This window comes from Corynebacterium yonathiae (assembly GCF_027570195.1).
Taxonomy (GTDB): Bacteria; Actinomycetota; Actinomycetes; order Mycobacteriales; family Mycobacteriaceae; genus Corynebacterium; species Corynebacterium yonathiae.
On the sequence record NZ_JAKMUZ010000017.1, the window covers coordinates 1 to 13503 of the forward strand.

A 13503-nucleotide genomic window follows, 5' to 3' on the forward strand; every position below is an offset into this window, starting at 1 on the left:
ATCACGTGCGGAGGGCGCTAAATCTACAGCCATTGGATATGGAGTAGTCGCCAGTGAAGACAACACCATCGTCATCGGCAAGGGCGGACAAACCGTCATCATCGCCGGGCGGAACCTGCTCACAGAAATCGACGTCCTCAAAGAACGAATCGAAGCACTGGAGAATAAATAAATGAACCTCTAACCCCACAACAACACCAAGCCCCGTTGACCGCGCTGGTCACGGGGCTTTTCTCATACCCCAAGGAGGCTAACCATGGATTGGTTAAACGTCGAGCCCGATAAATACAACCTGCTGAGAAGGCACTACACACCAGGCAGGGGCGGTGCAAGCATTGAGTTCGTCACCCTGCACCACATGGCCATGATTGGCGACGTAGACGACTGCGTGCGTGTGTGGCAAGACCGGCCCGCCAGCGCCCACTACGCCATCTCCCCAACCGGGATGATAGGCCAAGCCGTCAATGACGTAGATACCGCTTGGTCCAACGCAAACCTGTACTCAAATCAGCGCTCCATCAGTATCGAGCATTCTAACAGTGCAGGCCCCGACCAAGACTGGCCTATCTCGGAGGCCACACGGGAAGCGGGTGCGCACCTCGTAGCCGCCCTGTGCCGCTACTACAAACTAGGCAGGCCCGTATCAGGCAAGAACGTCCGGTTCCACAGTATTGAGTCCGGTGGTTCCACCGCCTGTCCGTATCACCTGCGGCCCGGCCATAAGTACCACGACCAATACATTCGCCGCGCCCAGTACTGGTACGACCAGATGACCAGCGGCAAACCCGCCGCTGCTAAGCCGGTGAAGAAAGAAAGCAAGGGGATAACCATGAACGCTGTTGACCAAGTCAACGCCCACACCAGGGCATTCATCACTGGGTATTTGTCTCCCCAGATTGATGCCCTACAGGAAGTCTGGCGACAACTTCGGGGTCCGTCGGGTAACGGATGGCCCCAACTAGGGCAGGACAGCCAAGGCCGCAATCTCACCCTTGTCGATGCCGTGGCAAGTATTCGCCAGCAGCTCGTGCAGATTCAGGCAGACCTAGACGAATTGAAGCGGAGGAAGAAGTAATGGGTAAGCACTATAAGAATCCGGTATTCACGACGGTGTCTGAGCAGGTTGCAGAAGCTGTGGCGGTGGAGTTGCAGGAGCAGCCGTGGTGGCTACGCTACAAGGGCACCATCATGCTAGTGCTCCAGGCCGTGGCGTGGGTTGCTGGTGTACTGCCGGTGTATCTTGCCGACGCGCCAGAATGGACAATCATCCTCATCGGCGGCATTGGTTTCTTCGTCACCACCCTGACTAACCGCCTCACCGTGGATGGTGTCACCCCAAGCATGGCACCACGACTGGCAGGCCAAGCAGAACGCCGCGAAGCAGCAGAAACCCCCAACAGTCTCCCGGTCTACACTGGCCCCACCACAGCGGGGGAGTGAGTATGGATTGGGGAAGATTTAAGCGCCGCGCCTCCCGCTGGCTCGTATCCGACGCTGCCGGGCTGATGATTCTGGGCAGTATCTCCATTGCTCGCGGTATGTCCTACACGCCCCTGCTTGTGAACCCTGAGCGGAAGCCGACGCATTTTATGGAGAGTGTGCTTAACCCGCCGTCGTGGGCTGTTGTGTGGCTTCTCATGGGTGCGCTGTGCCTGTGTGGAGTCAAGTGGCCCAGGTTGGTGCCTGCCGCTGTGGGGGCTGTTGTGGGGCTGCATTCCATGTGGGCTTTGAGTTTCATATTCGCCACCATCTTTGGTGACCTCACCCGCGCTTGGGTGTCCTCCCTCGGCTATATCGGTATTGCCGCCATGACCCTCTACGCCTACGCACGCGGGCAGACTAGTGAGTTGAAAATAGTAGACGGGAGGTGACGATGATGCCCGTGGATGGGCCACTAGCCACCATCATCGTCGCCATCATCGGCGTTGCTGGCACCGTGATTGGTAGCGTGCTGACCGAGAGGAACCAACAGAAGAAAGCCGAGCTGGAAACCCGAGGCCCCGAATGGGAATCGTTTACAAAGTCTATTCGTGAGTGGACGAATGAGCAGCTGGAAGCCCGAGACAAGTCCATCGACGAAATGCGGGTGGAGATTGCCGAGCTACGCGACAAACTGGAGGTGTGGAAAAGTCGCTATTTTATCGCCGTGAACCACATTCGCCAGTGGAGAGTCCGCCACCCGGAGAGTGTGGCTGATTTGCCGATTCCTAGCGAGCTAGAGAATGATTTTTAGACTGACCCTCACCCTTTTGTGGGTGGGGGTCTTTTCGTCGTTTTAGGGGCTTAAATGGCCATGCAATTCCACTGCATTTGCGACAGGAAACCACCGGAAACGACCGGAAACGACCGGATAGGCCGGAAAGAAGAAACCCCCTCCCACCAGCAAAAACACTGGTGAAAGGGGGTAAGTTAAAAGTGCCCCCAGCAGGATTCGAACCCGCGACACATGGGGTAGAAACCCACTGCTCTAATCCACTGAGCTATGGGGGCTTGCAACGCACTCATAGTAGCCCACTAAGGCGGGGAAACCTAAGCCAGGGTGCGTTGCGGGGAGCGCAGGATGTCCACCAGGTCTTGGGCGGCAGCGGTCAGCTCGCGATCCGCGCGGTAGGCCACGATGGCGTAATAGTGCGGCAGGTCATCGGCAATCGGACGGCTAAAAATGCCTTGCGGCTGCACAGCGGGTGCGCAATTGGGCACAATGCTTACGCCCAGCCCACTGGAGACCATAGGAATTGCGCTATTGAGGCTGGCCACATCCTGAGTCTTTTCGGGCTTGAGGCTAGGCCGGCTATCCCACAGTTCGGCATAGAACTCGGCTAACTCAGGAAGTTCGCGGCTGCGCGGTGGAATAAGCCACGTTTCCCCGCGTAGGTCAGCGAGGGAGACGGGGGACTCTAGCTCGGCGAGACGCTGGGGCAGCGCGACAGAGTAATCAAACGTGGCTACCTGATGGACGGTGAGCTCGGGAGAGTAGCGGCGGATAAAGGCCTTCGGGTCGGACGTCGGCAAAAGCGCTAAATCCACTTGGCCGTCAAGAAGATGCTTGATGGCGGTGGTCGGTTCGGCGTCATCCAGCGCGATATTGGCGGTGGGGTAAATCTGCTTGAGTTCGGCTAGGGCGGACGGGGTAAATTCCCAGTTCAAAATGGCACCGGAGGCAAGGGATACGGTGCTGGCCTTGTCGCCGGTGATTTCGCTGATATGGCGCTGGGTTTCGTTCAGTAGCGCATCAACCTTCACGGCCGTTTCATAGACATAATCGCCAGCCTCCGTGGTGGAGACGCCGGAACGCCCGCGCGAGAGTAGCTGAGCGTTCAGCTCTTTTTCTAGCTTCCGGATGGAAAGGCTCAGAGACGGCTGGGTCATGTCGAGGGCTTCGGCAGCATGCGTGAAGGAGCCATTGTCTACAACGGCCCGAAAATAAAGAAGTTGACGGGTGTCCATAAACCCCATAATGACACATGTAAAGACAAAATGTGTGTTATGTAGGAAACTAGGTCGCGCTATACAATGCGCACTATGGCAAATAAGCAGGTTAACAGTGTGAACGCAGCGGGTAAGAAGCCCCGCTCTTCGTGGGGAATTTATATCGCAGCGATGCTTATTGCCGGTCTTATCGCCGGCTTTATTTCCCTGTTCCTTTTAGCTGATTCCCTAGCCGCCCTGGGCATTCCGGATCCGGGCCGCATAACCACCTTTGGCCTGCCACTCTTCCGCGGTATGGCGTGGATTCTCATGGCTTTATCCGTGGGTTCCTTTTTAGCCTCGTCATTCCTCATTGCTCCGCGCGGGGACAATGCCGCGCTTATCGGAGCCCCCTTATCTGTAGACGGCCACATCGCCGCGCGCACCGGTACCTGGGCTTCCTTTGGCATGGCGGCCATAGGGCTCGTGGAAGTCCCGCTCATTATGTCTGATCTGACTGGCGCGCCCTTTTTCCAGGTATTCGAACCTTCCATTATGAAGATGGCGCTGACGGAGATTTCCACCACTATTGTGTGGGCAATCTCCGTACTCATTGCCCTTGTAGTGGGCATTCTCGGTCTGCTCGGCCGCGGCTGGGCCATGCAGCCGGTACTGCTTTTCCTGTCCATCATGCAGGTCGTTCCCATTGGTATGGAAGGCCACTCCGCGGCTGGCGGCGACCACGATTACGGCACCAATTCGCTCCTGTGGCACCTAGTCTTTGTCATGCTCTGGGTGGGCGGGCTTATGGCGCTTATCGCACACGGACGTCGCCTTGGACCCAACCTCGCTTTTGCGGTGAAGCGCTACTCCGGTATCGCCTTTATGGCCATTGTGGTGTTGGCGGTATCCGGTCTGATTAACACCCTCATCCGCATGAATATCTCAGATCTGGTGGATTCCGCGTACGGCATCATCCTGATTACAAAGTTTGTGCTGACAATTTTGCTTGGTGTCTTCGGCCTTGCGCACCGCGAGCTCACTATCCCGCAGCTGGGGAAGAATCCGCGCCTATTCATCCGCATCGCCATCGTGGAGGTAGCGGTCATGGCCGGCACCATTGGCGTAGCCATTACGCTCGGCCGCACCGTGCCGCCCGCGCCGCGCGACCCCAATCTCAATTCGATGCAAATATTGATGGGCTATGAGCTTTTTGAAAAGCCCACGGTATTCAATGTGTGGACCATGTTCCGCTTTGACATTATGTTTGGCACCATCGGCCTGCTCCTGGCGGCGGCCTATGGCTACTGTGTCTACCGCGTGCACAAGCGCGGCCTAACTTGGAGCAAGGGGCGCACTGCATGGTTCATGTGCGGCGCGTTGGGCCTGACCCTCGTGATGTCCACCGGACTGGGCCTATATATGCCCGCGATGTATTCCATGCACATGCTGGTGCACATGATTTTGTCAATGGCGGTACCACTGCTGCTCGTCTTGGGCGCGCCACTGACCTTGCTCATGGAGGCCTTTGAACCAGGACCGAAGGGAAAGCCCAGTCTGCATGATTATGCGCTGGCAGCCACCCAGTCCAAGATTGTCGGATTCATTACCAATCCGTTTGTCAATCTTGTGCAGTACCTATTTTTCCTCTACGTGCTGTACTTGTTCCCGAGCCTGTATCAATTCGCTATCTCGGAACATGCTGGTCACCTCATCATGAACTTCGCGTTTATCGTTTCTGGCTGCTTCTACTTCTGGGAAATCATCGGACCGGATCCCCTTCCCAAGCGGCACTCCACCCCATTCCGATTGGCTGTGCTTTTCCTTTCCATGCCGTTCCACCTGTTTGCTGGGGTGTACCTAATGCAGCTGCAAAGCGTATTGGGTGCAGACTTCTACCAGTATTTGGAGCTGCCCTGGGACCAGGATCTCCTCCAAGATCAACGAGTGGGTGGCGGCATTGCGTGGGGCTTTGGCCAGTTCCCACTGGTCATCGTTTTTGGCAAGCTTTTCTTGGATTGGCTCAGTGATGACCGCGCTACCGCCCGCCGTCACGATATGCAGGCGGCTGCGGACGATGATGCCGAGCTGGAGCGCTATAACGCCATGCTGCAGGATATGGGGCACGGCGATGAATCGAGCTTCCGCGGGCGCTAGCCTGTGGATAACCGGCTAAAAACTGTTCCGTAACCCGGTTCTTGTTGACGGATACAACAAGTTATCCACAGGGTAGGGCAGGGTGGCATGGTGCGACTGGCGTGCCGGCATCAGGATGTGGAAGCGAGCGAGGAAAACCGAACTCGCCTATCCAACTATCCAGCAAAGGATTTTCTAGCACCATGTCCCAATACCCAATCACCTTGACCGGTCGTCTCACCCGCGATCCAATCCTGACTAAAACCTCCACTGGGGCCTATAAGACTAAGCTGCGCGTTGCTTCCTCGCGCCGAATTCCAGAGCGCCAGGCCGATACTGGTGTTACTGGTTCGGAAGGGCAAAACACCCAGTCGCCGCAGTGGCGCGACGTGGACCACCTGTATATTGACGTCGAGATGTGGAATCAATTTGCCATTAACGTGCGTAAATCTTTAGCCAAAGGCATGCCGTTGGTCATCGTGGGCTCCCTGGTTACAGAACAATGGCGCGATGACCATGGCACTGATCACTTCCGCACGTTTATTAAGGCACAGTATGTAGGTCTGGACTTGAACCGCCACGTTATTGGCACAAAGCGTTTGGCCCCGCAGTATAATCAGGAAAATATTGCGGTTCCAGAGTTGGGGGACAATGCCATCGAACCGGACGTGGACCACAGTCTGCCGCAACAGCAGGCGAGCCAGGGAGATACCGCTGCCGATACCGTGGCCGACCGCTATCTAGCCGAGCGAGCCGCAGCTGCACGCGGTGGGGAAGAAGACACTTTTGACACCGAAATGGAAGAGGAGGCTGCCGAGGCGGATTCCGCCACCGTGAACGCTTAAGCTCTTCCAGCCCTTGGCCTGATTTGCCTCGGGTGTACCTGACCCGAGGCACTTGGGCGGTGGTTCTGATGTAGTGTTTGTGTAGATAAATACGTCTCCCAAATTTCTGCAAAGGGGTAAAAGTGGGCGAATTCATCTACACGATGAAAAACGTGCGCAAGGCAATTGGCGATAAAGTCATCCTTGACGATGTAACAATGGCGTTCTACCCAGGGGCCAAGATTGGTGTGGTCGGCCCTAACGGTGCCGGTAAGTCCTCCATTCTGAAGATTATGGCCGGCCTGGATCAGCCTTCCAACGGTGAGGCTTTCCTTGATCCGGGTGCCACCGTGGGCATCCTGCAGCAGGAGCCGCCGCTCAATGACGAAAAGACCGTGCGCGGCAACGTCGAAGAAGGCTTGGGCGAAATCTTCGAAAAGAAGCAGCGCTTCGAGCAGATCGCCGAGGAAATGGCCACCAACTACAGCGATGAGCTCATGGAAGAAATGGGCAAGCTGCAAGAAGAGCTGGATGCTGCTGATGCATGGGAGGTTGATTCCAAGATCGAGCAGGCAATGGAAGCTTTGCGCTGCCCGCCTTCCGATGCCCCGGTGACCAACCTTTCTGGTGGTGAGCGCCGTCGCGTAGCGCTGGCTAAGCTCCTGCTCACCGAGCCGGACCTGCTGCTGCTCGATGAGCCTACAAACCACCTGGACGCTGAGTCTGTGCAGTGGCTGGAGAAGCACTTGGCCGATTACCCAGGCGCGGTTTTGGCTGTGACCCACGACCGCTACTTCCTCGACCACGTCGCGGGCTGGATCTGTGAGGTGGACCGCGGCAAGCTTTACCCGTACGAGGGCAACTACTCCACCTACCTGGATAAGAAGCAGGAGCGCCTGGAAGTTGCTGGCAAGAAGGACGCGAAGCTGCGCAAGCGTCTGAAGGACGAGCTGGAGTGGGTACGCTCCGGTGCAAAGGCTCGCCAAGCCAAAAACAAGGCTCGTCTGGAACGCTACGAGGAAATGGCTGCAGAGGCCGAGAAGTACAAGAAGCTCGACTTCGAAGAGATCCAGATTCCTACCCCGCCGCGCTTGGGCAATAAGGTTGTGGAGGTCAAGGATCTGCAGAAGGGCTTTGATGACCGCGTTCTGATTAAGGATCTCTCCTTCACCCTGCCGCGCAACGGCATCGTGGGCGTTATCGGCCCGAACGGCGTAGGTAAGACCACCCTGTTTAAGACCATCGTTGGCCTGGAGCAGCCGGACGCCGGTTCCGTCGAGGTGGGCGATACCGTCAAGCTGTCCTACGTGGACCAGAACCGTGAGAATATTGACCCTGAAGCAACCGTCTGGGAGGTCGTCTCCGGCGGCCTAGACTACATCCACGTGGGCCAGAACGAGATGCCTTCGCGTGCCTATCTGTCCGCTTTCGGCTTCAAGGGCCCGGATCAGCAAAAGCCGTCCAAGGTGCTCTCCGGTGGTGAGCGCAACCGCTTGAATCTGGCTCTGACCCTGAAGGAAGGCGGCAACCTGATCCTCCTTGACGAGCCGACCAACGACTTGGATGTGGAAACCCTCGGTTCGCTGGAAAACGCGTTGGAGAAGTTCCCGGGCTGTGCCGTGGTCATTTCCCACGATCGCTGGTTCCTGGACCGCACCTGTACCCACATCCTGGCCTGGGAGGGCAATGTGGAAGAAGGTCAGTGGTTCTGGTTTGAGGGTAACTTCGGCGATTACGAGAAGAATAAGGTCGACCGCCTTGGCGAAGAGGCGGCCCGTCCTTCTCGCGTGACCCACCGCAAGCTAACCCGCTAAGTAGCTGACGCTCTAACTGAGGAGAATGATGGCAACCCCAAGCGTGCACACATACCGTATTCAAACCCGCTGGTCGGACTTTGATATGTACGGCCACATGATGAACGCAAACTACATCGAGCTCGCTCAGGAAGCGCGCTTGGCCTTTGCGAAGGAACATATCTATTCCAAGGGCCTTGACTTCATTGCTTTCGTGCGCCACCTCGATGTGGACTTCTTGCGCCCGATGGAATTCAAAGACACCACTACGGTGGAGGTGGAAACTTCCATCTCGCAGATTGGCACCACCTCGTTTACCACCACTCAGCAGGTTAAGAACGCCCAAGGTGAGGTCGCGGCAACTGTGGACTGCGTGCAGGTAGTTATTGACCGTGAGCAACAGACCCCGCGTCCATTGACGGATCAGGAAAAGGATATTCTGCAAAATACCGCAGCCAACTAACTGCGGCGCAGAGCAAGTAAAGAAAGGCAGGGCCCGAAGGCATGGTCACCGAGACTCTAGAAATTGGAAGCGGTGGACCCGGCCTTCGGGCCCTTGTCACGCGCGCAGTTGGCTTGGATGCGGGTGCCTCGGTCCGCCTGCGCCAGCTGACTGACGACGTCGTCGATGTCTTTGTCACCACACCCTTCGAGGTGGTTGCCTCCCGCCGTGTGCAGGGCGTCGCGTCCCGCGATGGGGCAGTGGTTTCTGCGGCTACGCTGGCTGAGCAGCTCGACGAGCACGAATCGAGCGGAAAGTTAGATTTGGGACCTGCCCGCGATCCGTCGTGGCCTGGGGCACTTCCGCCGGCCACCGGCTACAGTGTGGTTGATACCTTGCCGGTTACAGTGGTGCGCGAGCTATCCGATAAAGGACAGCAGCTGACCCGGCAGTTTTCTGGCCCCATGGGCCCGCCGTCCAGTCTTTTGAATCAAACCGTCGTTACCGTAGAGGGCGATGGTGCCACGGTGGAAATTCCCATGCGCATGATTTTTGCTTGCACCAACTTGGGCCTTATCCCCGGATTTTCCGCCCCAATGGACGTGCCGCGGCACCTGCGGGTGGCTCAACTAAGCCGTTGGGTGCGTCTCGACGCCCCCTTTGGCAGCATCTACCGTTCTACTCGTCTGTCGCTGTTCTAGCTTCGCTGGCCTGCGAGATATCGGGCAGCCACGCGTCGGTTCTGTTTAATAGGACCGGTGCGCGCGTCTTGTTTGGCGAGATTGCCCGAAAGTGGTCCACATTAGGGGGAGGGGGCTTCTGACCAAATGGGGAAATACTCCTTTGAGCAGCACATTTACCTTATGGCTCGCTGCGTTGATACCCCCGCTTTGTGATTTTATGAACATAGCGCCGCACGCAAACGTGTCCTGCGTTACCCTTACGTGGTCGATGTAATTTACTCCACCCGCAAGGAGATTGTGTAATGCGTATTGCTGTGCCTAAAGAAATCATGAATAACGAGAACCGCGTGGCTCTTACCCCGAGCGGCGCTCAGACTCTCGTTCACGACGGCCACGAGGTCCTCATCGAGACCGGTGCGGGTGAAGGTGCGTCCTTCCCAGACTCCGAGTATGAGGCTGCCGGTGCCAGCATCGTTGGCACTGCGGAAGATACCTGGGCGCAGGCGGAACTGCTGCTGAAGGTCAAGGAGCCGCTCGAGTCTGAGTACCAGTACCTGCGTCCGGACCTTACCGTCTTTACTTACCTGCACCTTGCGGCGGACCGACCGCTGACTGAGGCGCTTGTTGAGGCCAATACCACCGCTATTGCTTATGAGACGGTCACCGACCGGCACGGCACGTTGCCACTTCTTACCCCGATGTCCCAGGTAGCAGGCCGTCTTGCTGCTATCGAGGGCACCCACCACCTGCTGTCCACCCAGGGTGGCCGCGGACTCTTGGTCTCCGGTGTTCCGGGCACCCAGCCGGCACGCGTCGTGGTCATTGGCGGTGGCCAGGTTGGCGCGTCCGCCGTTGCTATGGCCCACGGTCTGCGCGCCGAGGTGACAGTGCTCGACCTTGACCCGCACGTGCTGCAGCGCTTCGATGATCAATACGCTGGCGGTGTGCGCACCCTGATCTCTGATCCAGCCACCATTGACAAGGAACTGCAGGAAGCCGACCTCGTTATCGGCGCCGTACTTATTCCAGGCGCTGCCGCACCGAAGCTGGTGCGTGAGGAAACCGTAAAGAAGATGAAGAAGGGTGCAGTTCTCGTCGATGTGGCTATCGACCAGGGTGGTTGCTTCGAGAACTCCAAGAAGACCTCCCACGATGAGCCGACCTTCAAGGTGCATGACACCTTGTTCTACTGCGTGGCAAATATGCCGGGTGCAGTGGCCAATACTTCGACCCGTGCGCTGTCTTCTGCGACCCTGCCGTACATCCGTGCTGTGGCTAACGACAGCCTAGACGTCGCCATCAAGCGCTACCCAGGCCTGGAGGGTGGCGTAATGACTCGCGGTGGCCGTTTGGTCTCCGAGCCTGTGCGTAAGGCTTTTGACTGGGAAGACTAAGCATTGCGTTCGTAGTGCGCGCTAGATAAACCACAAGCCCGGTTCCTCGCTAAATAGCGGGAGCCGGGCTTGTCTCGTGCGCGGGGAAGACAGTGCGGTTATGGTGCTTTGTTGATCATCATGGCGGCCACGCGCTGCATATGATCCCAGATCATCTCGCGGTAGGCCGGTGGGATGGTTTCCGCGTCGATCGCTGCGAGGGAGTTACCCATGAGTTCCAGCCACCGATCGTGGGCGGTGATGTCGATGGGGTAGGGGGCGTGGCGCATGCGCAGCCGCGGGTGCCCGCGGTTCTCGGAAAATAGCTGGGGGCCGCCCCAGTATTGCGCCAGGAACCAAGTAAGTCGCTGTTCGGCACCTTCCCAGTCATTATCGGGATACATCGGGCCGATGACATCGTCCCCTTTGACTTGGGAATAAAAGCCGTGGACGAGGCGCTCAAAGGTTTCCATGCCGCCGATGGCCTCATAGACTGAATCCATTTACTCTTCTTCTTCCTTGCGGGGATCGGCAATGCCGATACCGTGCGGGTAGGGGGTAGTAATACCTTTAGCATGCATGACATTGAGCACGCGGGATTGGAGGAAACGCTGAACGTCCCACTGCTTGCCCGGCAGGGTCTTGGTGGAAACGCGGAAGGAAACATAATCCGGCTCGAAGCCGGACATGCCATCCACCCGGGGCGTGCTGAGGATGAGCTTGCGCACCTTATCGTCCTGTGCCGCTTCTTTCACAGCGTCCTCGATGACTTCGCCGGCAACCTCTGGGTCATTGGAAAGGCCCACAGGAATCTGGATGCGGGCAACGGAGTACTCATCGGAGTGGTTGGCTACTTGGAGGATTTCGCCATTGCGCACGTACCACAGGGCGCCGTCGATATCGCGAACCGTGGTGATGCGCAGGGAGATGGACTCGACATCGCCGAAGACGCCATTGCCTAGGTCAACCACGTCGCCGATGCCGTATTGATCCTCAATGAGCATGAAAATTCCGGATAGGAAGTCTTTCACCAGCGCCTGGGCGCCAAAACCAAGGGCAACACCGATAACACCGGCAGAGGCGATAAGCGGTGCCACGTTAACGTCTAATTCATCCAAGATGGCAATAACGGCCCATACCCACACGAAAATGGCGGCGGCGGAGCGGGCCACTCCAGCTAGCGTCTTAATTCGGGAAGCGCGCCGGGTTTCGCGGGTATGGCGCATGGCCTCTTCTTGCTGGGTGGGCTCGGGGCGGTTGGCCCGACTCTTGAATTTTCCGCGGAAGCGCTGCTTATCCAGCCCAGAAGATTTGATGCTGTTATCAGCCACCTTGTTGATAATGCGGTGGAGGAGCCAGTGGGCAACTACGGCCAGGATAAGGATGACGGCGATGCGAATGGGGCGCTCGATAAGCCAGCTTTGCACCGTCTCATCGTTCCAAAAGTTGGAGACGGACTCGACGGCCGAGTCCTTGGTGGAAGCGGCTGAGGCTAAGAATTGCGTAGTCATTGTTCTTTCTAAGTCGAGTACAAAAGGAACCGCGCCCATTGTAAGGGGCGAACCTGAAAGTGTGATGAATTGTGGCGTCCGAGAGTGTGAAAATAAATGCTCATCTCTCCGTTAGAAATGAACAGCTTAGTCTAGACTGTGGTGCTATGACTGAACGCAGCACGCAGAACCTCGCTCAAGGCTTTACGTCCCGTTCCATCCATGGCGGCTACCACCCCGACCCCCACATGGGCTCAATTAATGTGCCGATCTATGCCTCAACCACATTTGCGCAAGACGGCTTAGCGCAGCTGCGCGGCGGGTTCGAATACGGACGCGTGGCAAACCCCACCGTGCGCTCGCTCGAACGCACTCTAGCGGCGCTAGAGGGCGCTGAGTATGCCCGCGTGTTTTCTTCCGGTATGGCTGCCGCCGATACGCTGATTCGGATCTTGGTGCGCCCTGGCGATCACGTCATTTTGGGCAATGACGCCTACGGCGGTTCCTACCGCCTGCTCAATGATTTCACCGAGTGGGGCGTGGAGATGTCCATCGTAAATACCAGTGACACCGCAGCCGTTGCGGCCGCGGTGCAGGATAATACCAAGCTCATTTGGTTGGAAACGCCTACTAATCCGGCGCTGAATATTACCGATATCGCTGCGGTGGCCAAGATTAAGGGCAGCGCGCAGGTGCTGGTGGACAATACTTTTGCTACGCCTTACCTGCAGAACCCGTTGGAGCTGGGCGCGGATCATGTGCTGCACTCGACCACCAAATACCTAGGTGGGCACTCCGATGTGTTGGGCGGTGCGGTGGTGACTAATGACGCCCACGTGGACGAGCGCCTTCTCTATTTCCAGGGCAATGTGGGTGCAGTGAGCTCGCCTTTCGACGCCTACCTCACCGCTCGCGGCATCAAGACCCTATCCGTGCGTATGGATCGCCACTGCGCCAATGCGCAGAAGGTAGCGGAATTCTTGCAGGATCGTCCCGAGGTCAAACAGGTGCTCTACCCAGGGCTCAAGGAGCACCCAGGCCACGAGTTGGCGGCACAGCAGATGCGTGGCTTTGGCGGCATGATGTCCGTGCGCTTCCATAGTGCGGAGCATGCCAAGCAGATCTGTCTCAATACGCGGCTTATCTGCTTAGCGGAATCGCTGGGTGGGGTGGAGTCGCTCATCGAACACCCGAAGAATATGACGCACGTATCCGCAGAAGGGTCGGAGCTGGTGCCGCCGGAGGATCTGGTGCGCATTTCCATTGGCATTGAGGACATCGATGACCTGCTCGCGGATTTGGAGCAGGCCCTCGACGCGCTATAGGCCGCGGTGGCGGGACCGGGACCGGCCTG

General features: G+C 57.5%; 14 protein-coding genes and 1 tRNA gene. 11 read left to right on the forward strand and 4 right to left on the reverse strand.

All coding sequences use genetic code 11. The features are described from left to right. The first annotated feature begins 256 nt into the window (after positions 1-256). Genes L8V22_RS09050 through L8V22_RS09065 form a run of 4 tightly spaced genes read left to right on the forward strand, consistent with a single transcriptional unit; the run spans position 257 to position 2233 of the window. On the forward strand, positions 257-1075 hold the full coding sequence (locus tag L8V22_RS09050; RefSeq protein ID WP_269966478.1) for a peptidoglycan recognition protein family protein: 819 nt from the start codon (positions 257-259) through the stop codon (positions 1073-1075). After that, entirely contained in the window at positions 1075-1440 is a 366-nt protein-coding gene (locus tag L8V22_RS09055) for a hypothetical protein (RefSeq protein ID WP_269966479.1), read from the forward strand. The genes L8V22_RS09050 and L8V22_RS09055 overlap by 1 nt, the downstream gene beginning before the upstream one ends. A 2-nt stretch (positions 1441-1442) precedes the next feature. Further along, entirely contained in the window at positions 1443-1871 is a 429-nt protein-coding gene (locus L8V22_RS09060; protein ID WP_269966480.1) for a hypothetical protein, read from the forward strand. 2 nt (positions 1872-1873) lie between these two features. After that, positions 1874-2233, forward strand: coding sequence for a hypothetical protein (locus tag L8V22_RS09065; RefSeq protein WP_269966481.1), 360 nt, complete (start codon positions 1874-1876; stop codon positions 2231-2233). Positions 2234-2416: 183 nt separating this feature from the next. Here L8V22_RS09065 and L8V22_RS09070 read toward each other — a convergent pair. Both L8V22_RS09070 and L8V22_RS09075 read right to left on the reverse strand, forming a co-directional pair. After that, a tRNA-Arg gene (locus L8V22_RS09070) sits at positions 2417-2490 on the reverse strand. A gap of 39 nt (positions 2491-2529) precedes the next feature. Next, the gene (locus L8V22_RS09075) at positions 2530-3447 is read right to left on the reverse strand and encodes a LysR family transcriptional regulator (RefSeq protein WP_238801144.1); all 918 of its coding nucleotides are present in this window, start codon (positions 3445-3447) and stop codon (positions 2530-2532) included. A 66-nt stretch (positions 3448-3513) separates the two neighbouring features. Between L8V22_RS09075 and L8V22_RS09080 the strand changes: the two genes are divergently transcribed. The 6 genes from L8V22_RS09080 (at position 3514) to ald (ending at position 10680) form a co-directional block, all read left to right on the forward strand. Next, positions 3514-5565: a bifunctional copper resistance protein CopD/cytochrome c oxidase assembly protein gene (locus tag L8V22_RS09080; RefSeq protein WP_238801145.1), complete on the forward strand. Its 2052-nt coding sequence runs from the start codon at positions 3514-3516 to the stop codon at positions 5563-5565. Between the two features lie 182 nt (positions 5566-5747). Further along, positions 5748-6389 (forward strand): single-stranded DNA-binding protein, encoded by a 642-nt coding sequence (locus tag L8V22_RS09085; protein WP_238801146.1) that lies wholly within the window; start codon positions 5748-5750, stop codon positions 6387-6389. A 122-nt stretch (positions 6390-6511) separates the two neighbouring features. After that, the gene (ettA, locus tag L8V22_RS09090) at positions 6512-8182 is read left to right on the forward strand and encodes an energy-dependent translational throttle protein EttA (RefSeq protein ID WP_238801147.1); all 1671 of its coding nucleotides are present in this window, start codon (positions 6512-6514) and stop codon (positions 8180-8182) included. 25 nt (positions 8183-8207) lie between these two features. After that, positions 8208-8624, forward strand: coding sequence for an acyl-CoA thioesterase (locus L8V22_RS09095; RefSeq protein ID WP_269966482.1), 417 nt, complete (start codon positions 8208-8210; stop codon positions 8622-8624). A gap of 41 nt (positions 8625-8665) precedes the next feature. After that, positions 8666-9304: a DUF8185 domain-containing protein gene (locus L8V22_RS09100; RefSeq protein WP_238801149.1), complete on the forward strand. Its 639-nt coding sequence runs from the start codon at positions 8666-8668 to the stop codon at positions 9302-9304. 284 nt (positions 9305-9588) lie between these two features. Beyond that, positions 9589-10680, forward strand: a complete 1092-nt coding sequence (gene ald / locus L8V22_RS09105) for an alanine dehydrogenase (RefSeq protein ID WP_238801150.1) — start codon at positions 9589-9591, stop codon at positions 10678-10680. A gap of 98 nt (positions 10681-10778) precedes the next feature. On the opposite strand, the gene L8V22_RS09110 is transcribed toward ald, so the two are convergent. After that, complete coding sequence (locus L8V22_RS09110) at positions 10779-11162, reverse strand: globin (protein ID WP_238801151.1); 384 nt, start codon at positions 11160-11162, stop codon at positions 10779-10781. Continuing rightward, positions 11163-12170 (reverse strand): mechanosensitive ion channel family protein, encoded by a 1008-nt coding sequence (locus L8V22_RS09115; protein ID WP_238801152.1) that lies wholly within the window; start codon positions 12168-12170, stop codon positions 11163-11165. 146 nt (positions 12171-12316) lie between these two features. On the opposite strand from L8V22_RS09115, the gene L8V22_RS09120 reads away from it, so the two are divergent. Continuing rightward, the gene (locus tag L8V22_RS09120) at positions 12317-13474 is read left to right on the forward strand and encodes a cystathionine gamma-synthase (RefSeq protein WP_238801153.1); all 1158 of its coding nucleotides are present in this window, start codon (positions 12317-12319) and stop codon (positions 13472-13474) included. Positions 13475-13503: the final 29 nt, after the last annotated feature.

Excerpts from the sequence above, each read along its gene's own strand:
- L8V22_RS09050 (WP_269966478.1), top strand. The coding sequence starts at position 257 with ATGGATTGGTTAAACGTCGAGCCCGATAAATACAACCTGCTGAGAAGG.
- L8V22_RS09055 (WP_269966479.1), top strand. The coding sequence starts at position 1,075 with ATGGGTAAGCACTATAAGAATCCGGTATTCACGACGGTGTCTGAGCAG.
- L8V22_RS09060 (WP_269966480.1), top strand. The coding sequence starts at position 1,443 with ATGGATTGGGGAAGATTTAAGCGCCGCGCCTCCCGCTGGCTCGTATCC.
- L8V22_RS09065 (WP_269966481.1), top strand. The coding sequence starts at position 1,874 with ATGATGCCCGTGGATGGGCCACTAGCCACCATCATCGTCGCCATCATC.
- L8V22_RS09075 (WP_238801144.1), bottom strand. The coding sequence starts at position 3,447 with ATGGACACCCGTCAACTTCTTTATTTTCGGGCCGTTGTAGACAATGGC.
- L8V22_RS09080 (WP_238801145.1), top strand. The coding sequence starts at position 3,514 with ATGCGCACTATGGCAAATAAGCAGGTTAACAGTGTGAACGCAGCGGGT.
- L8V22_RS09085 (WP_238801146.1), top strand. The coding sequence starts at position 5,748 with ATGTCCCAATACCCAATCACCTTGACCGGTCGTCTCACCCGCGATCCA.
- L8V22_RS09095 (WP_269966482.1), top strand. The coding sequence starts at position 8,208 with ATGATGGCAACCCCAAGCGTGCACACATACCGTATTCAAACCCGCTGG.
- L8V22_RS09100 (WP_238801149.1), top strand. The coding sequence starts at position 8,666 with ATGGTCACCGAGACTCTAGAAATTGGAAGCGGTGGACCCGGCCTTCGG.
- ald (WP_238801150.1), top strand. The coding sequence starts at position 9,589 with ATGCGTATTGCTGTGCCTAAAGAAATCATGAATAACGAGAACCGCGTG.
- L8V22_RS09110 (WP_238801151.1), bottom strand. The coding sequence starts at position 11,162 with ATGGATTCAGTCTATGAGGCCATCGGCGGCATGGAAACCTTTGAGCGC.
- L8V22_RS09115 (WP_238801152.1), bottom strand. The coding sequence starts at position 12,170 with ATGACTACGCAATTCTTAGCCTCAGCCGCTTCCACCAAGGACTCGGCC.
- L8V22_RS09120 (WP_238801153.1), top strand. The coding sequence starts at position 12,317 with ATGACTGAACGCAGCACGCAGAACCTCGCTCAAGGCTTTACGTCCCGT.